General features: G+C 52.2%; 23 protein-coding genes and 2 pseudogenes. 8 read left to right on the top strand and 17 right to left on the bottom strand.

The genetic code is table 11. The annotated features are described in order from the left end of the window. From AC2FIP_RS18410 to hutI, 8 genes and pseudogenes are all read right to left on the bottom strand, one after another. Positions 1-570: pseudogene (locus AC2FIP_RS18410) on the bottom strand (hypothetical protein); the annotation flags it as partial. Between the two features lie 596 nt (positions 571-1,166). Continuing rightward, on the bottom strand, positions 1,167-1,763 hold the full coding sequence (locus AC2FIP_RS18405; RefSeq protein ID WP_496774847.1) for a helix-turn-helix domain-containing protein: 597 nt from the start codon (positions 1,761-1,763) through the stop codon (positions 1,167-1,169). Then, positions 1,756-2,688 carry an isopenicillin N synthase family dioxygenase gene (locus tag AC2FIP_RS18400; protein WP_496787640.1) on the bottom strand — a complete coding sequence of 311 codons (933 nt, stop codon included), beginning with the start codon at positions 2,686-2,688 and terminating at the stop codon, positions 1,756-1,758. The genes AC2FIP_RS18405 and AC2FIP_RS18400 overlap by 8 nt, the downstream gene beginning before the upstream one ends. 82 nt (positions 2,689-2,770) lie before the next feature. Beyond that, entirely contained in the window at positions 2,771-3,361 is a 591-nt protein-coding gene (locus AC2FIP_RS18395; protein ID WP_496787629.1) for a peroxidase-related enzyme, read from the bottom strand. A gap of 84 nt (positions 3,362-3,445) precedes the next feature. Further along, a complete protein-coding gene (gene hutU, locus AC2FIP_RS18390) occupies positions 3,446-5,116 on the bottom strand; it encodes a urocanate hydratase (RefSeq protein ID WP_496774850.1) in 1,671 nt (556 codons plus the stop codon). Between the two features lie 11 nt (positions 5,117-5,127). After that, positions 5,128-5,931, bottom strand: a complete 804-nt coding sequence (gene hutG, locus AC2FIP_RS18385) for an N-formylglutamate deformylase (protein WP_496787628.1) — start codon at positions 5,929-5,931, stop codon at positions 5,128-5,130. Next, entirely contained in the window at positions 5,928-7,460 is a 1,533-nt protein-coding gene (hutH, locus tag AC2FIP_RS18380) for a histidine ammonia-lyase (protein ID WP_496774865.1), read from the bottom strand. The genes hutG and hutH overlap by 4 nt, the downstream gene beginning before the upstream one ends. Positions 7,461-7,462: 2 nt before the next feature. Continuing rightward, positions 7,463-8,664, bottom strand: a pseudogene (hutI, locus tag AC2FIP_RS18375) (imidazolonepropionase). Positions 8,665-8,751: 87 nt separating this feature from the next. On the opposite strand from hutI, the gene AC2FIP_RS18370 reads away from it, so the two are divergent. Continuing rightward, positions 8,752-10,116 (top strand): formimidoylglutamate deiminase, encoded by a 1,365-nt coding sequence (locus AC2FIP_RS18370; RefSeq protein ID WP_496774853.1) that lies wholly within the window; start codon positions 8,752-8,754, stop codon positions 10,114-10,116. Here AC2FIP_RS18370 and AC2FIP_RS18365 read toward each other — a convergent pair. Continuing rightward, positions 10,113-10,667 carry a HutD/Ves family protein gene (locus tag AC2FIP_RS18365; protein ID WP_496774854.1) on the bottom strand — a complete coding sequence of 185 codons (555 nt, stop codon included), beginning with the start codon at positions 10,665-10,667 and terminating at the stop codon, positions 10,113-10,115. The two genes, AC2FIP_RS18370 and AC2FIP_RS18365, sit on opposite strands and share 4 nt — an antisense overlap. Positions 10,668-10,742: 75 nt before the next feature. Between AC2FIP_RS18365 and hutC the strand changes: the two genes are divergently transcribed. Beyond that, entirely contained in the window at positions 10,743-11,441 is a 699-nt protein-coding gene (gene hutC, locus AC2FIP_RS18360) for a histidine utilization transcriptional repressor HutC (protein ID WP_496774855.1), read from the top strand. Positions 11,442-11,487: 46 nt separating this feature from the next. Here hutC and AC2FIP_RS18355 read toward each other — a convergent pair whose 3' ends face one another. Further along, positions 11,488-12,240, bottom strand: coding sequence for a creatininase family protein (locus tag AC2FIP_RS18355; protein WP_496774856.1), 753 nt, complete (start codon positions 12,238-12,240; stop codon positions 11,488-11,490). A 170-nt stretch (positions 12,241-12,410) separates the two neighbouring features. Here AC2FIP_RS18355 and AC2FIP_RS18350 point away from each other — a divergent pair, with 170 nt between their 5' ends. Beyond that, positions 12,411-12,746, top strand: coding sequence for a carboxymuconolactone decarboxylase family protein (locus tag AC2FIP_RS18350; protein WP_496774857.1), 336 nt, complete (start codon positions 12,411-12,413; stop codon positions 12,744-12,746). A gap of 75 nt (positions 12,747-12,821) precedes the next feature. Here the strand turns inward: AC2FIP_RS18350 and AC2FIP_RS18345 are convergent, their stop codons facing one another. Next, positions 12,822-13,592, bottom strand: coding sequence for an amino acid ABC transporter permease (locus AC2FIP_RS18345; protein ID WP_496774858.1), 771 nt, complete (start codon positions 13,590-13,592; stop codon positions 12,822-12,824). Positions 13,593-13,603: 11 nt separating this feature from the next. After that, complete coding sequence (locus AC2FIP_RS18340; RefSeq protein WP_496774859.1) at positions 13,604-14,353, bottom strand: amino acid ABC transporter ATP-binding protein; 750 nt, start codon at positions 14,351-14,353, stop codon at positions 13,604-13,606. A 139-nt stretch (positions 14,354-14,492) separates the two neighbouring features. Here AC2FIP_RS18340 and AC2FIP_RS18335 point away from each other — a divergent pair, with 139 nt between their 5' ends. Continuing rightward, positions 14,493-15,281 (top strand): transporter substrate-binding domain-containing protein, encoded by a 789-nt coding sequence (locus tag AC2FIP_RS18335; RefSeq protein WP_496774860.1) that lies wholly within the window; start codon positions 14,493-14,495, stop codon positions 15,279-15,281. Positions 15,282-15,361: 80 nt separating this feature from the next. On the opposite strand, the gene AC2FIP_RS18330 is transcribed toward AC2FIP_RS18335, so the two are convergent. The 4 genes from AC2FIP_RS18330 to AC2FIP_RS18315 all read right to left on the bottom strand — a co-directional run bounded on the left by AC2FIP_RS18330 (position 15,362) and on the right by AC2FIP_RS18315 (position 18,385). Continuing rightward, positions 15,362-15,583 (bottom strand): hypothetical protein, encoded by a 222-nt coding sequence (locus AC2FIP_RS18330; protein ID WP_496774861.1) that lies wholly within the window; start codon positions 15,581-15,583, stop codon positions 15,362-15,364. 136 nt (positions 15,584-15,719) lie between these two features. Beyond that, positions 15,720-16,457, bottom strand: a complete 738-nt coding sequence (locus tag AC2FIP_RS18325) for a hypothetical protein (RefSeq protein WP_496787626.1) — start codon at positions 16,455-16,457, stop codon at positions 15,720-15,722. A gap of 90 nt (positions 16,458-16,547) precedes the next feature. Next, positions 16,548-17,890 (bottom strand): IS3 family transposase gene (locus AC2FIP_RS18320; protein WP_496787625.1). Its coding sequence is split into 2 segments (ribosomal slippage): positions 16,548-17,563 and positions 17,563-17,890, totalling 1,344 coding nucleotides; the frame shifts between segments, so codons are not numbered across the junction. Between the two features lie 312 nt (positions 17,891-18,202). Next, positions 18,203-18,385 (bottom strand): hypothetical protein, encoded by a 183-nt coding sequence (locus tag AC2FIP_RS18315; RefSeq protein ID WP_496787623.1) that lies wholly within the window; start codon positions 18,383-18,385, stop codon positions 18,203-18,205. Between the two features lie 209 nt (positions 18,386-18,594). Here AC2FIP_RS18315 and AC2FIP_RS18310 point away from each other — a divergent pair, with 209 nt between their 5' ends. Both AC2FIP_RS18310 and AC2FIP_RS18305 read left to right on the top strand, forming a co-directional pair. After that, on the top strand, positions 18,595-20,229 hold the full coding sequence (locus AC2FIP_RS18310; RefSeq protein ID WP_496787622.1) for an RcgA family putative transporter: 1,635 nt from the start codon (positions 18,595-18,597) through the stop codon (positions 20,227-20,229). Between the two features lie 58 nt (positions 20,230-20,287). Next, positions 20,288-21,226: an alpha/beta hydrolase gene (locus AC2FIP_RS18305; protein WP_496787620.1), complete on the top strand. Its 939-nt coding sequence runs from the start codon at positions 20,288-20,290 to the stop codon at positions 21,224-21,226. Positions 21,227-21,302: 76 nt separating this feature from the next. Here AC2FIP_RS18305 and AC2FIP_RS18300 read toward each other — a convergent pair whose 3' ends face one another. Beyond that, a complete protein-coding gene (locus tag AC2FIP_RS18300) occupies positions 21,303-21,782 on the bottom strand; it encodes a hypothetical protein (RefSeq protein ID WP_496787618.1) in 480 nt (159 codons plus the stop codon). Positions 21,783-22,207: 425 nt separating this feature from the next. Here AC2FIP_RS18300 and AC2FIP_RS18295 point away from each other — a divergent pair, with 425 nt between their 5' ends. Both AC2FIP_RS18295 and AC2FIP_RS18290 read left to right on the top strand, forming a co-directional pair. After that, entirely contained in the window at positions 22,208-22,588 is a 381-nt protein-coding gene (locus tag AC2FIP_RS18295) for a hypothetical protein (RefSeq protein WP_496699159.1), read from the top strand. Between the two features lie 192 nt (positions 22,589-22,780). Then, the gene (locus AC2FIP_RS18290; RefSeq protein WP_299668529.1) at positions 22,781-23,188 is read left to right on the top strand and encodes a thermonuclease family protein; all 408 of its coding nucleotides are present in this window, start codon (positions 22,781-22,783) and stop codon (positions 23,186-23,188) included. Positions 23,189-23,472: the final 284 nt, after the last annotated feature.

The following is a 23,472-nucleotide window of genomic DNA, read 5'->3' as shown; positions in this document are numbered from 1 at the left end:
CCAAGGCGCAGCTAACTCCCAACCAAACTGTCCAATTTTACACCGGGAAACTGACCCATTTTGCGCCGGGATTGACACACGGTACTCAAGACAGATGTGATCGGCGGCGTATTCTGTATGGACGTGTATGACATCACTGAGATCGCAAATGTTTCGCCGCAGGTTTATGAAGCTGCCAAAGCTGGCTCCGGGTCGATGCGGTCGCGCATTGTGAACTGTAAACAGGATCGGTATACCAAAGCTCTTGATCTTTTTTAACACGTTCAAAACCGTGGCGTTTTTCTGCTTCTGATCGGTCGGGTCTTGCAACCTGTCCAAGTGGAAGATCAGGTCATCCCAATGAAGATGCATCGCAGAAAATCTGCCTCGCTTCGCCTGTCTAACCATCCGCGTAAAGTTGCGTTTTCCTGGTAGGATCGTGTAGTTGGACGCCTCCTCCCAATACATCATGCGTTGGTAAGGGTTGCTTTCGCCGTAGGGCAGATTGAGAATCTTGGTCTTTTGGGGGCCGTCTGATTCAAGCTCGGCAGTCGAAGTATCGATTGGAGCTTTAGCCGGTTGTTCGCTCATGTGCCTACGTGTCCGACCAGTCAGATAGAATGGCGTGTGTATTTTAAGGCCTTTAAGGTTGTCATCCACATTTCCCACGTTTAGCACGCCAGCAAAAGTTTGGGTCAACCAATGGCTACATTCAGTGCCGTAGATTCTGCTCTACGCTGCATTGGCCCGTTCGCATCTAGTATGATCAGAGGCGGATGATTGCAATCCCGTCGCAAATAATCTGATCTCATTCGCATTTTATGTGAGTTTAAGTCCCCGGATAAACGCAATTAATTCGAGCGAGAATCCGGGATGTTTGCGATCCGAGCCATGAATAAGTGCAAGCCGATACACATATGCTGATCAACTCCAATGATTGTGCGGATCAATAGTGTTGCGATAACCAAGTATCTGCCGTTCTGATCAAAGGCCGCCCGATACACCCGCCGCAGATATTAAGATGTAGGTATTGGAACCCGGTTGATGTGCTTTCTAAAGCGTCCTTATACCTGAGACAGGGATAAGGTCAGGCGCCGCGCAACAGTTGAATGCTTCGTGCGCCCTGCCCAAAACCAGTGAGTCAGGTTTTGGGCAAGACGCTTTGGAGCATCGTCAATTATTCGGTGCTACCGAGATTCCGCCTGAACAGAGAGATATTCAAATTTGGGGGTAAGTAATCTTACGAATCCGTGGGGCAGTTCGGAATCAATGGAAAGCGTGTCCCCCTCGACCAATGTCATCTCTATCTTGCCATAGCGGTAGATTGCCTCTCCAGATAGAACCCGCAGGAAAACAACGCCGCGCCCGGTGTAGCTGGGTGGGGACATGTCTTGCCGCGTTAACGTGACCTGAACCGCGGAAAAAAGTAGGTCGACGCGATTGTGGACAGCCAATTGGACAAACTCATGCAGGTGCCCATCTGCCATCCGCGCCGATGGGATACCCTGTCCTGCACGCAGATGGGTAAAGTCACATTGGCGGCTGGTAGTCTCGCCAAACAGCGCCACCAGCGGCACATCCAGAGCTTTCGCCAGCGCATGCAGGGATGAAAGCGAAGCTGACGCAAGTCCATTCTCGATCCGGCTGATCATGGCCGCCGACACAAGGGATTTTTCAGCCAGCGCTTTCGCTGTCATCCCTGATGTTTCTCTGAGCTGTCGAATGGCACGGCCGATGGCCGCGTCAACTTCGGAGCTGCTTTCCTGATTGGTGTCTTCATCCATTTTTATGCGCAAACGCCCGGGCAAACCGCCAATCGAGATAGTCACCGCAGGTTATAGCATCTTGTTTTGGAACATAACCATCCCCGAAAATGTCTTTGGCATCTATGGATGTCTCGGGGTTGGGGTCATAGGCAAGCACGATTGACAGGCGTTCTTTGCCGGTATCATTGATGACCCGGTGAACGGTCGAGTGATAAGCGCCGTCAGTCCATCGCGCCAAAAGATCGCCAACATTGACAATAAGAGTGCCTTCAATCGGTGATGCGTCAAGCCATTCACCGTCCAACCCCTGAACTTGCAAACCGCCGACTGAATCCTGACACAAAACGGTCAGGACGCCGAAGTCGGTGTGCGGTCCAACGCCAAATTGCCCATCGTCGGCACCCTTTTCCTGGGGCGGATAGTAGACAAAAGAGTTTCGGCTGATCGGCTTATCATTGGTTTTGAGGAAGGCGTCTTCCGCAAGCCCAAGACCCATAGCAAAACCACGCATGAGAAGTTCGGCGACATCATGCGCAGCCTTAAAATACTGCATGCACGTTTTTTCCAGGTTCGGTAGGCTCTCTGGCCATTTGTTGACACCACGAAGATTATGGTCAGTCAGGATTTCTGCGCCTTTGTCCTGATATCCCCAAACAAAACTCTCCTTAAGATCCGGCTTTGCATCGTCGTCCATTTTTGCACCACCCGACCCGATCCAGCCGCGATGGTTGTCGGTCACGCGAACTGTCTCCTTGGCATCGGCCGACATGTGGAAAAATTCCAAAGCTGTGGCCCGGGCACTGGAAATCAATTCCTCGGGGATGCCGTGACCCTTGATGTAAATAAAGCCTAGCCCGGTATTTGCCGCGTGCAGAGACCGCGCAACTAATTGTGGATCGCTGCCATCACGCAACGGAGTGATGTCTACAACGGGAATTGTCATTGTGTCGGTTGAAGCTGCTGTTGCGAGAGTCATTGCGATGCGTCCTTTGATAGTTGCGAAGATTGCATCATATGCATATTATTTACTTACATGCAACATCGGTTTTGTAATACCCAACAACATCGCCGCCCGTCGTTACGCCAAGACCGTTCAAAAGACGGTTGGCATAGTTAAAATATCCAATAATTTGATTGGCTTCGAGTATCTCGCCATCATCGACACCCGCATCTTTCAAAGCCTGCACATCGGTCTCAACCATTTTGCCCGGCTTCAAAGTGAGTTTCTCGGCATATTGCAATAAGGCCAATTGCGCGCCTTCAAATGCATCTTCCGGGCGGTGTGCCTGAAGCGCAGCCTCTACCATATCCGCCTTGACATCATCACCAATCAGATGGCGTGCGTTCGACCAATGGTTGGCATAAGAATAGGGGCAAGTATTCAGAGTCGAAACATATGAGCTGATGACCTCCTGAAACCACATCGGAATGGTGTTAGCATTGTCATGCAGGCACGCTCGATAAAGAACAACGTGGCCATTCATCGTTTGCGGCCGCAACGAATGGACGCGCATTACATTGTCAACGGTGCCATGTGGTGTACGGGCGAAATCAAGTGCCGTCTTCAACGTCTCGTCAGCGTCTTCATCGGCGATCATTTTTATCCAAGCGGACATCGGGTAACTCCCTGCTTATTGTGGTGAAAAACAAATACTCAAGCAGCCCGGCAGGCGATATCTGCCAGCCGGATTGTCATGCCCCTAATTTCCAAGAATGGTGGGAAGACGCAGACCTTTTTCGCGCGCACATTCAATTGCATCTTCATAGCCGGCGTCAGCATGCCGCCAAACGCCTGAAGCAGGGTCATTCCACAGCACGCGCTCCAGCCTTTTTGCGGCCTCGTCAGTGCCATCCGCACAGATGACCACGCCAGAGTGCTGGCTAAAGCCCATACCGACTCCGCCGCCATGGTGAATACTGACCCACGTTGCTCCCGAGGCGGTATTGACCAGAGCATTGAGAAGCGGCCAGTCCGATACAGCGTCTGAGCCGTCCTTCATTGATTCTGTTTCGCGGTTTGGAGATGCAACAGAGCCAGAATCCAAATGATCGCGGCCAATGACAACAGGCGCAGACAACTCGCCGCTCTTGACCATTTCGTTAAACGCAAGACCCAGTCGATGACGGTCGCCAAGGCCGACCCAGCAAATCCGGGCGGGAAGACCCTGAAAATTGATCCGTTCGCGGGCCATATCAAGCCAGTTGTGCAAATGGGTGTTGTCAGGCAGCAACTCTTTGACCTTGGCATCAGTTTTGTAGATGTCCTCGGGGTCACCCGACAATGCAACCCAACGGAATGGGCCGACCCCGCGACAAAACAGCGGACGGATGTAGGCGGGCACGAAGCCGGGGAAATCAAAGGCGTTTTCAAGACCTTCTTCCAGCGCCATCTGTCGGATGTTATTGCCATAATCAACGGTCGGAATTCCCATCGCATGGAAATCGCACATCGCCTTAACCTGCACCTTCATGGATGCACGGGCGGCTTTCTCGACTTCTTTAGGCGCGCTTTCCTGCTTTTCTTTCCACTGGCCCATGGTCCAGCCTTGCGGCAGATAGCCGTGAATTGGGTCATGGGCAGAGGTCTGATCCGTAACCATGTCAGGGCGCACACCGCGCTCCACAAGTTCTTTGAAAACATCTGCCGCATTGCCCAGCAAGCCAACTGACTTGACTTCACCAGCAGCGGTCCATTTGTCGATCATCGCCAAGGCTTCGTCCAGTGTTTCGGCCTTCTCGTCGACATAACGTGTTCTCAACCGGAAATCGATGGAATCCGGGTTGCATTCCACGGCTAAACAGCACGCACCCGCCATGACGGCCGCAAGCGGTTGCGCGCCACCCATGCCACCCAGACCGCCGGTCAAAATCCATTTACCTGTCAGGTCACCGCCATAGTGTTGGCGTCCTGCTTCAACGAAGGTTTCATAGGTGCCTTGCACGATGCCCTGACTGCCGATGTAAATCCAAGACCCAGCGGTCATCTGGCCGTACATCATCAGCCCTTTCTTATCGAGCGCGTTAAAGTGATCCCAGTTTGCCCAGTGGGGAACAAGGTTGGAGTTGGCGATCAAGACGCGCGGTGCATCAGCGTGAGTTTTCACAACAGCGACAGGCCGGCCGGATTGCACGATCAATGTCTCATCCGCCTCAAGGTCTTTAAGCGTTGCAACAATTGTATCGAAATCTTTCCAGGTTCGGGCCGCGCGTCCGATACCACCATAGACTACTAGTTCGTGAGGGTTCTCTGCTACATCCGGATGAAGGTTATTCATGAGCATTCGAAGTGGTGCTTCTGTTAGCCAGCTCTTGGCATTCAATTTAGACCCCGTTGGAGGAAAGATATCGCGGGTGTTCTTTCGATCAAGCATGTTTGTCTCCTTCATTTTGTACCGGCCTCGCTAACGGCAAATTCTTCAATCTGTGTAAGTGCCTTTTTCAGATGAACGCGGAGCCTATTTGCGCGCTCAGGCTGATAGGTCCAAGGCGCAGCTTCTTCCATGTAGGATCGCTGCGCGAGTTCCATCTGGATGGAGTGAACCCCTTCAGACGGTCGGCCATAGTTGCGCGTTGTCCATCCCCCCTTAAAGCGGCCGTTCAGGACTTGTTCATGTCCGTCTGCATCTGAGCAGACCGACACGACTGCGTTGGTGATGTTCGCGTCGCAGGTTTCACCACCATTGGTTCCAATCGAAAAGGTTGGCAATGTCCCTTTGAAAAGAAACGGGATTTGGGACCGAATTGAGTGGCAATCATATAATACAGCAATCCCATGCCGTTCCCTCACGCGATCTAGTTGTTGTTGCAATGCCTGATGATAGGGGCTGTGGTATGCATCCTTGCGTGCAACGATTTCGTCTTCTGATGGCTCTTGCCCTGCCTCCCAAATCGCTTCCCCGTCAAAGTCAGTGATCGGACACAAAGTTGTCGTGTTCTGACCGGGATAAAGCGAAGCCCCATTTGGATCGCGATTGGCATCAATGACATATCGATGAACATTGGATCGCACAGTGGTCGCTTGCGGCAAAAGACCCTCATGCAGCCTTGCAATGTGCCAATCAGTATCATCAAGTCCCTGACCGCGAGGATTAAGTCGCGAAAACACATCATCCGGAACAAACGTCCCACCATGAGGCTGCCCCAGAACAATCGGGCTGTCTCCTTGTGTGACCTCAAAGAGATTCATCCCCACAACTCCGGCATGGCTACCTTTACCGCGTCAAGCAAATCTCCGCGTGAAACCATCTGTGTCGCAATTTGCAAATCTGGAGCCATGTATCGATCTTCGTTCAAAGCGTCGACTTCCGATCTCAATCGTGCACTCGCAGATTGAAGTTCGGGGCTTGATTTCAACGGAGCGCGAAATTCAATGCCTTGAACGGAACACAACAACTCAACGCCAAGAATGGTGCTGAGGTTGTCCATCATTTTCCCAAGACGAACCGCACCGTGTGCTGCCATGCTGACGTGGTCCTCCTGATTGGCGCTTGTCGGTGTGCTGTCGGTAACGCAAGGATTGGCCAGATGCTTATTCTCGCTCATCAATGCGGCAGTGGTAACTTCGGCAATCATCAGCCCAGAATTCAAACCGGGGGCAGGGGTCAGAAACGGGGGCAAATCAAACGAAAGCGTTGGATCAACCATAAGGGCAACCCGCCTCTGAGCGATTGCACCAATTTCAGAGATCGCCAGAGCAATCATATCAGCGGCAAATCCAACCGGTTCGGCATGAAAGTTGCCGCCAGACACGATCTTGTTGGCTTTGGTCAGAACCAGTGGATTATCGGTCGCCGCATTAGCCTCAATTTCGAGGGTCCGCGCAGCTTGACGCAAAACATCCATTGCGGCACCCGTGACCTGCGGTTGGCAACGAATGCAATAAGGGTCCTGAACCCTGTTGTCACCTTCACGATGGCTTTCACGGATTTCTGATCCATCAAGCAGGTCGCGCATACATGTTGCAACTTCTATTTGACCTTGATGGCCGCGAAGGTCGTGAATTTCGGGCTGTAAAGGGGCTGTCGAGCCCATAATCGCATCCGTCGACAGCGCGGACGTGACTAAAGAGGATTGCGCAGCACTCCATGCCCGAAACAGACCCGACAATGCAAATGCTGTCGAAAACTGGGTACCGTTGATAAGCGCCAAACCTTCTTTCGGGCCCAAGATGACGGGCTCCAAACCTGCATTGGTCAGCGCAATGGATCCAGGTAATATTTCGCCCTTATACTCGGCCTCACCTTCACCGATCATGACGGCCGCCATATGCGCCAGAGGCGCAAGATCACCCGACGCGCCGACCGAACCCTGTGCGGGAATAATCGGCGAGACCCCACGCGCTAGCATGCCTTCAAGAAGCGCGATAATGTCCCAACGGACACCCGATGCACCGCGACCAAGTGACAAAAGCTTCAAGGCCATGACCAGTCGTGCATGCGAGCGCGAGATGGGCTCACCGACACCACAGCAATGGCTAAGGATCAAATTTCGTTGAAGCGTGGCCGTGTCTTCGCGCCGGATCTTGAGACTGGCGAGTTTGCCAAATCCAGTATTCACGCCATAGACTGGTGCCTCGCCAGCGGCAACTTCCGCAATTCTACGAGCGGCTTCATCGACGACGTCCCGTGTGCTGTCATGTAGCTTTACAGCCTGTTCTTTCAGAAAAATTTCCTGAAGCTGTGCAAGCGTGGCCGTGCCGGGCCTAAGAGTAATAATGCTCAAAATTCGCCTCCATAAATGCGTTTGTATAGGGGGTTAAAGCCGATACGATAGGATAGCTCGGCAGGGTGTTGGACATTCCAAACGGCAAGATCGGCGCGCATGCCAGTAGACAATGCTCCACGATCCGACAAGCCAAGTGCTGCTGCTGCATGACGCGTCGCACCCAACAGGCCTCCTCAGGTGTCATCTCAAACAGAGTGCAGCACATATTCATAGTAAGCAGCAATGAGGTCAGTGGGGATGACCCCGGGTTTGAATCTGTGGAAATGGCCATTGGAACGCCGTAGCGGCGCAGTAGACCAACGGGTGGCTTTTGTGTTTCACGGATGGTGTAAAATGCGCCCGGCAAGATGACTGCGACCGTATCTGCTTTCGCCATCGCCTTGACGCCGTCTTCATCCAGATACTCGATATGGTCAGCAGACAATGCACCATATTGGGCGGCAAGTTTTGCCCCCCCAAGATTGGAAAGTTGCTCAGCGTGTAGCTTCAATGGCAACCCAAGCGACTTCGCTTCCTTGAATAGCTCTTCGATCTGATCAGGCAAGAATGCTATGCCTTCGCAAAAGCCATCAACCGAGTCGACCAGGCCTTCATCGTGGGCGGCGTGTAGCGTCGGGATACAAACTTCTTTCATATAGTCGTCCGGGCGGCAGACATACTCAGGTGGAACAGCATGCGCGCCCAAGAAAGATGTTCGTACTCGAACCGGGCGCTCGACTCCAATTCTGCGGGCCACGCGCAACATACGCAGCTCGGTATCCCGATCCAGGCCATACCCGGACTTAATTTCCAAGGTGGCGACACCTTCGCCAATCAAAGTATCTACGAGTGTTAGCGCGTCTTTCAAAAGTTCGTCTTCACTCGCAGCCCGAGTAGCTTTCACAGTCGAGATGATGCCCCCACCCGCACGCGCGACCTCTTCATATGATGCGCCGTTTAAACGCATCTCAAATTCAACGGCTCGATTACCACCCGCTACAAGATGCGTGTGACAATCAATCAGGGCAGGGGTGATCAGGCGCCCGCCGACATCGGTCACCTTGAACTTTCCATATGCTGCAGGAAGTTCTGAGCGATCTCCCACCCAAAGAATGGTGTCGCCGTCCATGGCGATGGCACCGTCATTCAGTAGCCCATATGGATCTTCACCTGACATCGTCGCGACTTGGGAGTTGGTTATGACATGCTGGGTCATTGTGCCATTATCCTCGCATAGTTGTTGCGTCACCGGAATAATTGTATATATTTAATTTTATTATGTCCATTCATAAAGGATAGAAATGTGACAACCATTTTTGCCCGTGAAACCCGCCTCCCTGACCACTGGGGCAAGAATGTCAGTTTGGAGATCGATAATGGGCGCATCTTAAGGGTGTCCGAAGACTCGCAGCCAAACGATTGTGACGTCCGAGTTGATTGTCTGTTACCGGCTCTTGCAAACCTGCACTGTCACACATTCCAGCGGGCGATGGCTGGAATGACAGAATACCGCACAGCCGGAAATGACAGTTTCTGGACTTGGCGGCAACTGATGTACAAGTTCTTGACTCATCTGACTCCAGAAATGTACGAGGCCATCGCCGGGCTAGTTTACATGGAAATGCTTGAAGCTGGATATGCCTCGGTCGGTGAATTCCACTACGTGCATCACCAGCAGAACGGCGGCGCCTATGACGCGCTTGATGAGTTATCGCAACGGATTTTTGCCGCCGCAAATCATACGGGGATCGGTCTGACCCACCTTCCTGTGCTCTACACCTATGGCGGCACAGGGCAAAAGCCACTCGCCGGTGGCCAGTTACGTTTTGGCAATGACGTTGAAACCTTCAATAGATTGGTGGAATGCGCAAAGACTTCAGCACAGCAGATGGATACAGATACTCGTGTTGGCATCGCACCGCATTCATTGCGAGCGACAACACCCGATGATCTTCAGAGTGTTTTGAGCGCGCACCCTACCGGGCCTGTACACATACATATCGCTGAACAACTGCTGGAAGTTGAAGAGATTTCTGGATGGCTGGGTGCGCGACCTGTTGAGTGGCTTCTGAAAAATATGGATGTCACGGATCGCTGGTGCCTGATCCATGCGACCCATATGACCGAAGAAGAGACTGTCTCGATGGCAAATTCCGGGGCGGTTGCAGGCCTTTGCCCAATTACAGAAGCAAATCTTGGGGATGGGCCGTTCAATGGGCCAACCTACCTGAGTAAAGGCGGCGCATTCGGCCTTGGATCTGATTCCAATGTTCGCATCTCCCTCACTGAAGAGTTGCGACAGTTGGAATACTCCCAGCGCCTACGCGACATGGCACGCAATGTCCTTGTTGACGGAAAGGGGTCCACTGGCGAAACACTTTACCTCGGCGCTGCCGCGGGAGGCGCGCAATCACTGGGCCGTGAGAGCGGTGCAATCAGGGTGGGAGCTGTTGCTGATCTGCTTGCGATTGACCGCTCCAACGCGACTCTGTTCGCGCTACAAGACCATCAATTGTTAGATGGACTATGTTTCGCCGCGGGGGATCACGTGATCAAGGAAGTTTGGTCTGCAGGTCGTCACGTCGTTCGCGACGGTCGGCACATCAGAAGAGAGGAAATATTGCGACTCTATAAGGCGTCTATGGAAGAACTTACGGCAGCGCTTTAGGTAATGTAATCAAGAGTGACCAGAAGTAATTCTGTAGTTGAGTGTGTGCCAGCGATTGACACGTTCTGTTCAAACAAAGTGCAGGACCCATCGGGTAATAATTCACCATTCGCGGTTTCTGCTTCGCCACTTGCGCAGTAGAGGGCAAACTCTCGGTTCGTTGAGGGCACCAGAGATCCGACATCCGCCGCGTCAACTTTCTTGACCGTTGCGCTTACTTTGGTCGGGTCATAGATCAAGTTGAAATCCTGCACGACGCTCGAGACTAGAACAGATTCAATTGGCAGCTCACCAGAGAAACGAACCGGCTGGTAGGGACGCGCCAAAATTGTCCCTTCCTCGTGATGCAAATGAATGCCATCGCCGTGAATTACCGTCAGAATTCTCTCCATGGCTGGGAAGACCGAGAATGGACCATTTGATGAAACTTCTGCGACGCTTAGACGCCAGATAAAGTTGTTTGCGCATCTGCGCACGGCGATTTCGTGAGTTATTCCCCCACCGTTTTTCCATCTTGTAGTAGTGAACTTGGCTGACGGGATTACCTGCATGTACTTGAACCTTGATAATTTGGTTAACTGCGAGCATTATAACGATAAATTTATACATATGGAGGAGAAACCAACTTGAACTCGCGCAAAAAGAGCTATCGAGATATTAAGGCAGAAATACTTGCTCGGATTCGCGACAAATCTTGGAAACCAGGCGCCCTAGTTCCTGGAGAAACTGATCTCGCAGAGCAGTTTGGATGTGCCCGTGCAACGGTCAACAGAGCTATGAGGGAGCTGGCAGAGGAAGGGTATCTGGATCGCAAGCGAAAAGCAGGCACGCGCGTCAATCCAAACCCTGTCCGAAATGCGAAATTCGCCATACCGCTCATTCGGGCTGAAATCGAAGATACCGGTTCAGAATATCGCTACAGCCTTGTTACGCGCGAAATTTTACCCGCACCGGAATGGCAGCGGGCGCGGCTCGGCCTCAAAGAAAAGGATCGCGTTCTTCACTTGCGATGCATGCACTATGCTGGCGGCACGCCATTTCAGTTTGAGGATCGCTGGATCAGCATCAATGCAGTCCCAGAAGTCGAAAACGCCGATTTTCAAGATTCAGGACCTAACGAATGGTTAGTCAAAGAAGTTCCATATACGGATGTCGAAATCCGTTTTTTTGCCAGTTCCGCAGATCAATCTTTGTCAGAGTTTCTCATGGTTAGGGACGGTGAAGCCATATTCGTTGCTGAACGCACGACATGGCTCGATGGGGTTCCGGTGACTTTCGCGCGCATGAGCTTTGGTCGCGGATATTCCATGACGGCGCGCCTTTAGACGCTATTGTTGAGGGAACAAACTATTCCCCATCATAAGCTGCGTCTTATCCCGAACCTTTTGCCAGCAATTGTAAGCTGAATGCGTCAAAATCTTGGGACACTGCAGCGGCAGCCAAATCAAAAAGCCGCTGACCATCTTCCTTGTTTGCCAACGCCGAGTGGGATCCGACCCGACCATCTGGAAACATTTGCCGATGCTCGTCCGGCGGGCCATGTCGATCACCAGCATGGGTGCGGATGAATTCTTTGGATAGCTTTTGTGGTGCCTCTTCTGCACCACTGTGGACAATGCCAGTTCGTGCTTGGCTGACAGCGACTTCTGACGGTGTTGCGTGCATGCCTTCCCATTCACCATAAAGCGATGAGCGCAGTGCATTGACCTCGGGAAACTCCCACCAGCTGCGCAGTTGGAATGACACCTGGTCCAGCTTGGTGATGACGGTTCTAAGCGGCTCAAGGTTGGCTCCATGGCCATTCAGGATATAGATTTTTCGAAACCCGTGGTGTGCAAGGGCGGAAAAGACCTGTTCGCACAGCGCCTCAAAGACGGATCGGTCAACCGAAACCGTGCCGGGAAAACCCATATTGAAAGGGGCAGGGGTGTACGGAATTTCAGGCGCTACGATTGCGCCAGATTTGGTCGCCGCCTGCTGTGCAATTTCCCGGGCGCAAATTGTGTCTGTCCCAATAAGACCTATTGGCCCGTGCTGTTCGGTCGAGCCAACTGGGATCATGATTGAGTCTACATCTTCAAGATAGCGTTCTACTTCCTGCCAAGTCATTGCCTCTAGCTTCATTTCGTCATTCCTCTATTGAGCAGTGCGCGCGATCATTCGCTTTTATTGTCTTGCCAGAAACGGCTGTGCTAATTGCAGGGCCGTACTGAAACTATATGCTTGTGGATAAATATATCAAACATATATAATATAACTCTATACATAAACAACACTCTGCTATGGAGAACCTGATGAGCTGGAAAATCTTCCTGAATGACACGGTAAAACGCCTTGGCGAATTTCAGAAAAACGCACCCGAGACGTTTGCGGGGTTTGACAAGATGGGGTCCCCGGCAAAGAACGATGGGCCGCTGTCCGAAAAAGTCAAAGAGCTGATCGCCTTGGGCATCGCCATTTCAACGCGCTGCGAAAGCTGTATTGGATTTCATACAAGGTCCCTTGTGCGCATGGGCACCACACGTGAAGAGTTCATCGATGCGTTGACAATGATCAGCTATATGGGGGGCGGACCCTCGATTGCATTCAGCGCAAAGGCGCTAGAGGCTTTCGATGAATTCTCTGTTTGAGCTGTGTCACATTTGGCTTCTCGGCGTCCCCGGGGTGGCTCAGGAGTGCGCGACATACGCGCACTCTACTGTTTATTAGGCCGCTTCGTTTGATCCCATCTTACGCTCCAGCCAGCGCACGAAGGCGCTGATGATCAGGACAAGGATAAGATATTCCAGGATCAACAGAGAGTAGATTTCCAGCGGCCGATACTCCGACACCACCAGTTCATTTGCGCGCCGTGTCAGTTCTTGCATGCCAATCACAGAGGCAAAGGCGGACATTTTGACGATATAGATGAACTGGTTCGCAAGAGGTGGCAAAATGCGTCGAATTGCCTGAGGCAGAATAACATAGCGCATGGTCTGAAAGTAATTGAGTCCGACTGTTTGTGCTGCTTCGGATTGACCTTTTGGGATAGATTGGATGCCGGATCGATAGATCTCCGCAGTGAATGCACTATCTGAAATCACCAACGTAATGATCGCACCCCAAAATGGATCAATTGCAACGGTGAACCCTAGAATTGATCCCAGTACAACCGGTAGGCCGTAGAAAACCCAGAAAAGCAAAGGGAGCAAGGGGATCGCGCGGACAAATTCAATATATAGGCGCGAAGGTAAACGCAGGATGCGTTTGTTACTCATACCTGGTAGAGCCACAATCAGACCCAGGATCATCGACAAAACTGCCGCAATGATCGACATCTGAATTGTTGTGCCCATCCCGCTGAACAGGAATTTGACGTTAATCCAGCCAGCCTCGTTGGTTGGATCAATGACGTACCAGCCCCATGTGCCGGGTGCGGAATTGCATCCGGGCAGCACAAATAAGAGGCAGAAGAATGTGAGTAATTTGAGGTTCATGTCTTCGCTCCCTAGTGCTGCAAAATCTGATCCAGAAATTGTCGGCACCGTTCTGATTTTGGCGATGTAAAGAAATCTTGTGGCTTGCCTGTTTCAACAACTTGACCATGATCCATAAAGACCATCCGATCAGCCGCTTTGCGCGCGAACCCCATTTCATGCGTGACGCAGATCATTGTCATGCCATCTTCGGCGAGGCCAACCATAACGTCGAGAACTTCGTTGATCATTTCCGGGTCAAGCGCCGAAGTTGGTTCATCGAACAACATGATCTTTGGTTGCATGCAAAGGGATCTGGCGATCGCGACCCTCTGCTGCTGACCTCCAGAAAGCTGTATCGGGCGTTTGTGAGCCTGCTCTGGAATGCGCACTCGTTCCAGATAGGACATAGCAATCTCTTCAGCTTCTTTTTTAGATTTCTTCAGTGCGATGGTTGGGCCAAGCATCAGATTCTGTAAAATGGTCAGGTGGGGGAAAAGATTGAATTGCTGGAACACCATGCCAATTTCGGAACGAATGCGCTCGATGGAACTCTTATCTTCTTCCAACTTAATTCCGTTCACTTTGATTGTGCCGGTCCCATGGGTCTCAAGGTGGTTTATGCATCGGATCAAAGTTGACTTGCCGGATCCGGACGGTCCGCAGACAACAATTTTCTCACCCTCAGAGACGTTCAATGAAACCTCTTTTAGGACATGGAAGTCGCCATACCACTTATTGAGGTCTTTGACTTCGATTGCATCGACATCACTACTTGCCATGTGCGCCTCCATTAAACTATCTCTATTCATATTTTGTATGCACATTATCTTTACAGGCGCAACATAAAAGGGCAAGGTATATGTTCCACATACATAATCAACGATCAAAAACACTAAGGTTGACAGCAAGGAGGACGACATGAGGAAACTCATTAAGACTGGACTAACCGCAGCACTGGTGGCATTTTTCGGGTCTCCGGTAGTAGCACAGGATTCGGGAAGATCAGCTCTGACCGACATTCTTGAATCGGGTACGCTCATGGTAGGCACGACGGGAGACTGGAACCCGATGTCCGTGAGAAACCCTGCCACCAATACATTTGAAGGCTATGATATCGACGTAATGAAGCAGCTCGCTGCCGATCTCGATGTAGAGCTCGAATTTGTGCCAACAGACTGGAAGACCCTTGTGAATGGAGCGGTGGCCGGCAACTATCATTTGACGGGTTCCGCATCTATTAGCCCCGCGCGCATGAAGGCTGCTGGGTTCTCTGAAAGTTACATCGATGTTGAAATTTTACCCTTCACAACCGCAGACAAGATTGACCGCTTTGACGGTTGGGATTCAATTGATCAACCGGACGTCAAAGTAGCGGCGACACTGGGCACTACGTTTGAACGGCAGGTCAAAGCATGGTTCCCGAATGCAGATATCAAAATCGTAGAAGCACCCGCATTGGGCCACCAAGAAGTGATTTCGGGACGTGCGGATGTTTTTGTAACGTCCAACATTGAAGGCTCAACGCTTGTGACTAAATTCCCGAACGTGCGTCAGATCCAAGTTGAGGAACCTCGCTCAAAAACACCAATTGCGATGATTCTACCGCAAGGAGATCAGGTGTGGATCAACTACGTCAACAACTGGATCAAGCTGAGAAAATCCCAGGGGTTTTTCGACGAAGTCGCTGCTCGGTGGGGTCTGAACTAAACAAATGGGTCAGGCACTTTATATGCCTGACCTCGCCAAATAATAACTAGCTTTGACGTTGTTGTGTCTGACGTCAGCGCTTAGAGGAACCAGCAGCCGCGTTCGCGCAGGGCGTGGGCAGGCTCTTTGTTTCGAAGCGTGGCGAGATTGTCGAGGATGACCACGGTGCCCGGCGCGATCTCAGGGATCAGCACTTGGCGGATGTAGGCGGCGAAGGCAGGACCGTCTATTGCGCCCTTGATGACCCACGGAGCCATCAGTGCATCTTGGGTCAGGCCCGCGATCAGGGTTTGTGTCCCCAAACATCCAAAAGGGGCGCCCCTCGTTCGGGTAACGATCTCTTTTGCGCTCCCACAGGACCGGAGATCCTTTGGCTTCTTTTTTTGGGTTAGGCGGGATTTGGGCAAGCCAAACGCCACCCGACGTCAGGGGGAATGCTCACTGCTCGGTAGTGATTGCTGACACATCCACCAGATACATCTGCCGTGCCCCTTCATGCACGGAGTCAATGCAGACCGTGTTGTTGCCATGGCTCCAGCGCGGGTGAAGGTCGCAGCGGTTGTGCTTACCCAGATCGGGCGGCGTGTAGAACGACCCAAGGTCATGCCGTGCTCCGGTCTTCGTATCGAACAAAAACAGGACGCGCTCGTTCGTGTCGGCATCGGGATAGGTGTCGGACAGGATCCAGCGCCCGCCACTGGAATAGGTCATGTGCCCGTTTTCAGTCAGGATGCCCGGCCCAATGACATCCACCTTGCCTGTCGTGTCATCGTATAGATGATAATGGATTGCCCCGTCATGTGGCCCCCATACGATCACCTCATTGTCCGATTTCCACATCGGGTGTGAGATTTGGTATTCCGACTTTTCATAATCGAACGTCCCTACCGTATTCGGGTCAAAACCGTCGGCGAGTTGCGGCAACGGGTGGTCCGAGCATTCAAGCATGTGCAAATCCGTCCCGTCGCCGTTCACGGTATAGAGGCGGTGCAGGAAGCATGTCTCGTCCTCGACCCGTTCAGTCCAGCGGTGGATAAATAGGAAGCGTGAACCGGATGGGTTGGCCTCAAGATGAGTGATCCAATGGATGGCCTTGTCCATCGACGGTGTCGGCTGATGGGTTTTGAGCTGCGCAAGGCTGAGGATCAGACGGTATTCACCAGACGCGACGTCCATTCGGTAGATGCCATCATGTCCGTCGTCAGGTTTTTTGGAACCACTGGCATCCTAAACTAAGAGAGGGTTTGTCTCATCTTGTTGGTTTGATTATGCGGCTTGCTGGCGGTGATGCAAGCGGCGTGCCTCGAGCGTCTTTCGTTTGATCCTTTCTCGTTGTTGCAGAATGGCTTTGTCGCGTCCGAAGTAGACGTCAGCAGGTGTGACGTTGTTGATGCTCTCGTGATACCGCTGATGGTTATAGTGGTCGACGAAGGCTTCGATCTGGGCTTCAAGATCACCGGGCAGGAAGTAGTTTTCCAACAGGATGCGGTTCTTGAGAGTTTGGTGCCATCGTTCGATCTTGCCTTGGGTTTGCGGATGATACGGCGCTCCCCGAGAGTGCTTCATGCCCTTGTCTTGCAGCCATTCAGCCAAGTCGCCGGAGACATAACTTGAGCCGTTGTCGCTGAGCAGTCTTGGCTTGTGAACGACGTGAACTTGGTCGCAGCCGGACGCCTGCAATGCGAGGTTCAGTGTGTCCGTCACATCTTCAGCCCTCATGTTGGTGCAGAGTTTCCAGGAGACGATGTAACGGCTGTAATCATCGAGGACCGTACTGAGATAGAACCAGCCCCAGCCCAATACCTTGATGTAGGTGAAGTCTGTTTGCCAAAGCTGGTTGATCCCAGTCGTCTTGTCCTTGAACTCATTGGCCGCCTTAATGACGATGAAGGCCGGGCTGGTGATCAAATCATGCGCCTTCAGCACGCGATACACTGTGGATTCCGACACAAAATAGCGTTCTTGGTCTGTAAACGTCACCGCCAGCTCGCGGGGTGACAGCTCCGTTTCCTTCAGCGCGAGATCGACAACCTTGCGCTTCACCTCGGTGGGGACCCGGTTCCAGACATGCTTCGGCCGAGGCGACTGATCCTGAAGACCAGCTTCGCCGCGCTGGAGATATCGGTGACACCAGCGGTAGAATGTGGTGCGGGGGATCCCCAGTTTGGCCAAAGTCCGACGCGCTGACAGATGGCTTTCTTCCACGAGCCGAATGATCTCCAGTTTTTCTGATGCAGCATACCTCATTCGTGGTCGTCCCCATCGCCTGTCATGCTTTTTTTGAGAAGGCGGAGTTCAAGCGTCTGCTCCGCAACCACCTCTTTGAGATCCTTTGCCTGGCGACGCAGTTCCTTGACTTCATCAGTGGTCGCAGCCCGCGCCGTGTCACCAGCAAGCCGCTTCTTCCCAGCGTCCATGAAATCCTTCGACCATTTGTAATAGATGCCCTGAGATATCCCTTCGCGACGGCACAGCTCAGCGATGCTGTCTTCGCCACGCAGCCCATCCAGCACGATCCTGATCTTCTCTTCGGCTGAATAATGCCTGCGCGTGGCGCGCTTGATGTCTTTGACGATCTTCTCGCCAGGGCTCTTCTTAGACTGTCTCATGTCCCACTCCTCAGTGGCTACGATGAGCAACAAACCCTCTCTTAGCAAATCACCCTATTTGGACCCATAGGCGCTGACGTCAGACATTGAAGTGTAGTATCATTCCAAATGGTTGCGGATTGGTTCAAAGGAAACGTTCGTGTAATCAACCATCCCATATCCGCTGACCATCAACGATTTTTGAATGTAGAGTGGCACGTCTGCTTTTGTGAGCGATTCCGGGGTGTAAGCTAAACTATGTTAAATCTCTTTGACCGGTCGCTGCGCACCTAGCGTCAAAATTGAACGCTGGTTAAGCTTCGGAAAGTCTTCTCAAAGGCGAAGACGAGCGGCAGGCGAAAGTTCCACAACTCTTAACCCGCTGTCTGACGCGACACTGACTTGTCCGTTGTTCCATGCATAAACGACCGCCATCGTTTTGCCCGTGTGGGCGTCCTGAACTTCAATGATCGGCTCGCCTTTTTTTGCTCGTTCGTTTTGTTGTTGTGTCGCCATCGTCAATCCTCGGTGTTCGTAGGCCCGATCCTTCAATCCCAGCACAACAAGATTGGTAGGGCTCTTTCTGTTGCATGGTTGTTGCCCTTCATCCCAATGCAAAGAGCGGATTCTGGCTCAACTTTGAGAAGAATATGGCGGCTCGTTGACAATCGCACGAACCGGAACGAAACAGGATGAAACGGAACGAACCATAAGCGTGTAATCAATTGATAAAGCACGGCAAATATTTTGTTCCTCCGCTGAAAGACGGCAGCGACTTCAAGGAACTGTTCAAGTATCTGGTTTCTGTGGGAGCTGGCTTACCCGCTGACCAGACGGGACTTCCTGTGAGCTCATGGACGCCAGAGTTACTTGCAAGCACCATCTCTCAGTTTGACTCCAATAAGTCGAGCATCGAGCTACGGACAGTTCAGCATTGGTTTCAGGATAACGACAGAGGGATTAGCACCGACAACATTCGCTGGCTGGCGCGCGTATTCGGCTGCGGCGATCCTGACGCTATCACCGCGTGGAGGGCGGAACTTAATGCCGCCAACAGGCGATTGGCAACAAAGCGACGAGAGAAGCGCAGCATTCAAACGCGCGATTTGCAGTTTTCTTCTGACACTGCCAAGGAAGGTCACCAAGACGCGATTGAAAACGCAGCGAAACGGGAAACACCGAGAGAGCCGACGAGTATCTCGGGACTAGCGGGACGAACAGAGGCGATGTTCAGCACCCATTCATCATTGGGCTTGCCGGCCGTGGTATTCGCCGCTGCTACAGCGCTGGGGCTTATGTCGTTTTCATTGAACATTCACAGCGTTGAGTTCACACCCCCAACAGGTCCGACAAAGCAAGTTGGTTTTTTGTGGGCCCCGAATTGGACAGTTGTTTTCCTTGTGCTTCTGCCAGCGTATTTCGCAGTTTTGATCAATCTGTTGAGGCTGTGGAAAGCAGAATGGCGAGCTGACTTGGTGACAAGGTTGAGTTCCACATCACTACGAACCAATTGGGCAAGCAGGGTCACAGCGATGTCCTATGTGTATTGGGCGGTGTTTGTTGTGACCATATTGATAGCCTCGGCTTTCAATTGGATGGAAACACACCTGATCCCCTTGCTGACAGGGAACACAGGAAGTTGGCCGGTGGAGTGGGGAAGAATAGCTATATTTCAACCTGATCTGGTTTCCGTACCGAACGCAATAGCGTTTTCCGGACTCGTCTTCTTGCTAAACGCCTTTGGGTCTTACTTGTTCTTCGCAGGCCTGATCATCCTCTATTCGCTCACGGATGATTTCGTCGATTTTGCTGCACACCTTGCCCACGACAAGAGCCAAGAACTCCATCAGAATCTTGCAGAGATTGGCAGCTCGCTAATGGTTGGGATTTTCAGATGTTGTTCATTGGGTCTGATGATCACCATTTTGATGAAGCTTCAGGCGAGCTTCCTGCTTTCGGACAGCAGAGACATCGTCAGTTGGCTAACATCGGACATCCTGGTTCCCTTTGGTAGACGCGATGCCCAATTGAACGGGTATGACCTCCATCAGAATGTACCCGGTTTTTACTATAGCTTTTTCTGTTTGCTCGTAATTTTCGCAGTATTTGTGATTTGCACAGCCAGAATTCGCGTTGCGGTTACCAAGCTCGGCCTGCCGAGCAGCAAGAGCGCGGACCGAGTACCCGTGGTAATGATGAACGGGATCCTGCTCCTATTGACGGCGGCCTATTTGCTCATTGGTGTTTTTCCCGGCTTCACGATCCTCCTAATTGCTGCCCTGACCTTGGCTGCATGTTTCCTTGCACGACCCACCCTGGGTCAGCTTAACGCAATAAAACCGAGAGAATTAGATGCTTAAGACGAATGCCCTGGACAAAGCCCCTATTCATCCAGATGTCGCGGAGGGCCCATCCGATGTGAAAGCCTATTGGACTCACACTGATGATAAGGTGCGACTTAGGGTGGCGCATTGGCCGACAACCAAGCCGTCAAAAGGCACGGTTTTTCTGTTCCAGGGGCGAACGGAAAACATCGAAAAATACGGGCGCACCGCCGAGTATCTGCATGACTTCGGCTATACTGCGTTCGCTGTTGACTGGCGTGGCCAGGGGCTCTCGGACCGGCTCACGGAAGACAGGTTGATGGGCCATGTTGTTCGTTTCTCTGACTACCAAAAAGACGTCTCAGCTACGCTTGAAGCAGCCAAGTCACTCAATCTTCCGCAGCCCTGGTATCTCATTGGGCACTCGCTAGGGGCATGCGTTGGTCTACGCGCCATTGCTGAAGGGTTTCCGGTATCTGCCTGCGCGTTCACCGCTCCCTTGTGGGACATAAATCTCCCACGGCTGCAGCGCCTCGGTGCTTGGCCTTTGTCATGGGCATTTCAAACACTTGGAAAAGGCGACACCTATGCCCCTGGGACGCGTGGAGAGAGTTATGTCCTGACGACTGATTTCAAGGACAACAGGCTGACACATGATCCAGATATGTACGAGTACTACGCGAACATTTCGGAATCTCTGCCTGAACAAGTAATTGGTGGACCGAGTATGGGATGGCTGTTTCAGGCACTCAAGGAAACCAGATCACTGTCAAAAAGGAAGTCCCCTGACACGCCGTGCATAACGTTCTGTGGTGCCGAAGATGAAATCGTTGCCATATCCGCCATACAAGATCGAATGGCGCGTTGGCCAGGCGGGAAACTGGAACTCATTCCTGGTGCCAGGCATGATGTTCTATACGAGACCCCGAAGGTTCGTGAGCACGTTTTGGCTCAGATTTGTGAACTTTTCTCCGCGTCGACAGAGGAAAAGCTGAAGGCGCCCAGCAAATCGATTGGGGATGCTCTGGTCTAGGACCAATCACCCATTCAGAAGTCAATTCTTCCTCGAGTGGAATTGATTGCTCAGCAGGCCCGCCCGAGTGCGCTTGTTAATATGGGACCAGCTCATAGTCATAACGCCCAAAAATGTCGGACCAGTCCACCCCAACGCCCCGAAAGTAGCTCGGGCAGTCTTTGCGGAGAGGTAGCCAATCTGGTCTTTGTCCCGGGGCACGATCCGACCAATAAAAATTGGCGCTTTCGTCATAGGTTCCGACAACCATATCCAGGCGAGTGGAACATGGGCCTTCACGCTCACGGACTTTGTAGCTGTAATGTCGAACATGCCAAACGCGGATGGATCTGATAACGTCAAAGTCCGCTGACGATAGATCAACGCTTGCACGTAAAGGTTCGGGCAGGGCAGGAGAACCAGCCACCAGTTTGGCCAATGGTGTTCCTGTCGTACCAAGTGTTGACCACGACTCTGGCGTGAACGAGGCCTCGACAACAATTGCACTTTCTTCTTCGCCGGGCAGCTCAGGAGTTGTCGTCGCACTGACAGCCTTGATTGCTTCCAGACGTTGCATCGGTGTGAGCTGCGATGAACCGGAGGCAACGCCCATCGGACAATGCCAGAGTTGCAGCGGCGGCTCTACCGGCATGGGTGTTATGCGCCGAATGAATTCCGCCCGTGCCGTATTGCAATCGGGATCACTCGGCCACCCGCCAGCGAGGCACAGAAAAATCGCGCAATCAATGGGGTAGGCGTGTGCTGGGGCGGAGAATCCGAGTGCCAGGGCAGATGTGCATCCAAGTAGCGTCATGCGAAACATTGTATGATCCTTTCAAGCAACAGAGACTGTGTGAATCGTGCAGGCTGATTTCTGCATAAATTGTAGAACACATTATTTTCTGTTTTGCAAATTTCAAATTTTACATTATTGAAAATACCAGATCTAAACTTTCGCAGGTTTCGAAAGGATGTAAGAAGTCGTCCCATAGGGGGACGACCATGCCGCACAGAAAGAACTTCCCATTGATCACACAAGGCGAAGCACGTGACCTTGTTGAATCGGGTAAGGACTATGAATTTCGGTATGACCTAGTCGAGCTGGGGCAAAATGGACGTCCGCAATACATTTGCATCTATCGCTACGATGGGAAGGATAACGTCCTCATCTCTGAGAGGGCGACTTCGCAAGGCGTTGTTCCCCGCAGACTGTCGCTATTTCCGGGTCTGTTCAATTTCCATACCCGTTTCAGACAAGGCACTGACATCACCCTGCACAAAGATCTTACGATCACCACAGATGGTGTACGTGGGCACATCAACCTGGATTTTGATAAAGACCCTGATCAGGACGATTCAGAAGACGACAGCGAAACTAAGTAGTTCGAAGGTAGACTTAGAACAGGCAATGGCTATTAGCCGTCTGCACCAAACCATTTCTCACACAAACTTCGAAAAAGTATCAAAAGCCACCGCTCAGCCGGCTTGGTATGGGGTAGGGCCTAAACCCAGTTATGTTTACTGCGCCGTCGCCCCAAGTCTTGGCTGTCTTCTGGAAGAGGGAGGGCACGGCGGATGAAAAAGCTCCTTCTTTCCTGCACGGTCTTGGCCGGGCTTCTGATCACAAACCATCACCTCGGCCAGACAACCAAGATCCTGAGCGCCTTCGAGGTTGCCACTGTTGATGGCGATACCATCGACCATGGCGACGATCGCTATCGCCTCGTCGGCTTCGACACGCCTGAAACCTACCGGCCGCAATGTGCTGCTGAAAAGGCTCTTGGATTGAAGGCGAAAGCCCGGCTGACAGAGCTCATCGAAACCTCCGGCCAAATCAAGCTGGTCATTGAATCGGATTTGGACGTGCATGATCGTTTTCTGGCGGTCGGACGTGTGGCTGGACAGAACGTCGGGACCATCCTGATTTCTGAAGGTCTTGCGCGACCCTATGACGGTGGCAAGCGCCAGTCCTGGTGCAGCTGATCGGAGACTAGAATGCAGCAAGAGGAAGGAAACTAATCGAGCAAAGAACGGTCCTGCCGGTTGTTGGCGCAATCGACAGGACCCGAAACGCCCCAAGCCCGGGGCATTCCTCAACATCAAGAGAGAACCGTAAGCGATGAAGAATACAGCAACCCTCGATGCTGCTCCTAAAAAGGACAGCAAACGCGCCGGAGTCAATGGTCCTGACTCCGGAACGCAACAGTGACTTCTGAACGGTCTTCAGGGGTCCGGTAGGTGCGCACTCTGCACGCCAGAGCCACGCC

Source organism: Ruegeria sp. CDSB114, from assembly GCF_059611025.1.
This window is presented reverse-complemented; position numbering and strand designations above follow the sequence as displayed.

What these genes read in the sequence shown, in the direction of transcription:
- AC2FIP_RS18405 (WP_496774847.1), bottom strand. Translation starts at nt 1,763, where the DNA reads ATGGATGAAGACACCAATCAGGAAAGCAGCTCCGAAGTTGACGCGGCC.
- AC2FIP_RS18400 (WP_496787640.1), bottom strand. Translation starts at nt 2,688, where the DNA reads ATGACAATTCCCGTTGTAGACATCACTCCGTTGCGTGATGGCAGCGAT.
- AC2FIP_RS18395 (WP_496787629.1), bottom strand. Translation starts at nt 3,361, where the DNA reads ATGTCCGCTTGGATAAAAATGATCGCCGATGAAGACGCTGACGAGACG.
- hutU (WP_496774850.1), bottom strand. Translation starts at nt 5,116, where the DNA reads ATGCTTGATCGAAAGAACACCCGCGATATCTTTCCTCCAACGGGGTCT.
- hutG (WP_496787628.1), bottom strand. Translation starts at nt 5,931, where the DNA reads ATGAATCTCTTTGAGGTCACACAAGGAGACAGCCCGATTGTTCTGGGG.
- AC2FIP_RS18365 (WP_496774854.1), bottom strand. Translation starts at nt 10,667, where the DNA reads ATGCAGGTAATCCCGTCAGCCAAGTTCACTACTACAAGATGGAAAAAC.
- AC2FIP_RS18355 (WP_496774856.1), bottom strand. Translation starts at nt 12,240, where the DNA reads ATGAAGCTAGAGGCAATGACTTGGCAGGAAGTAGAACGCTATCTTGAA.
- AC2FIP_RS18350 (WP_496774857.1), top strand. Translation starts at nt 12,411, where the DNA reads ATGAGCTGGAAAATCTTCCTGAATGACACGGTAAAACGCCTTGGCGAA.
- AC2FIP_RS18345 (WP_496774858.1), bottom strand. Translation starts at nt 13,592, where the DNA reads ATGAACCTCAAATTACTCACATTCTTCTGCCTCTTATTTGTGCTGCCC.
- AC2FIP_RS18340 (WP_496774859.1), bottom strand. Translation starts at nt 14,353, where the DNA reads ATGGCAAGTAGTGATGTCGATGCAATCGAAGTCAAAGACCTCAATAAG.
- AC2FIP_RS18335 (WP_496774860.1), top strand. Translation starts at nt 14,493, where the DNA reads ATGAGGAAACTCATTAAGACTGGACTAACCGCAGCACTGGTGGCATTT.
- AC2FIP_RS18325 (WP_496787626.1), bottom strand. Translation starts at nt 16,457, where the DNA reads ATGGACGTCGCGTCTGGTGAATACCGTCTGATCCTCAGCCTTGCGCAG.
- AC2FIP_RS18315 (WP_496787623.1), bottom strand. Translation starts at nt 18,385, where the DNA reads ATGGCGACACAACAACAAAACGAACGAGCAAAAAAAGGCGAGCCGATC.
- AC2FIP_RS18300 (WP_496787618.1), bottom strand. Translation starts at nt 21,782, where the DNA reads ATGCAACGTCTGGAAGCAATCAAGGCTGTCAGTGCGACGACAACTCCT.
- AC2FIP_RS18295 (WP_496699159.1), top strand. Translation starts at nt 22,208, where the DNA reads ATGCCGCACAGAAAGAACTTCCCATTGATCACACAAGGCGAAGCACGT.
- AC2FIP_RS18290 (WP_299668529.1), top strand. Translation starts at nt 22,781, where the DNA reads ATGAAAAAGCTCCTTCTTTCCTGCACGGTCTTGGCCGGGCTTCTGATC.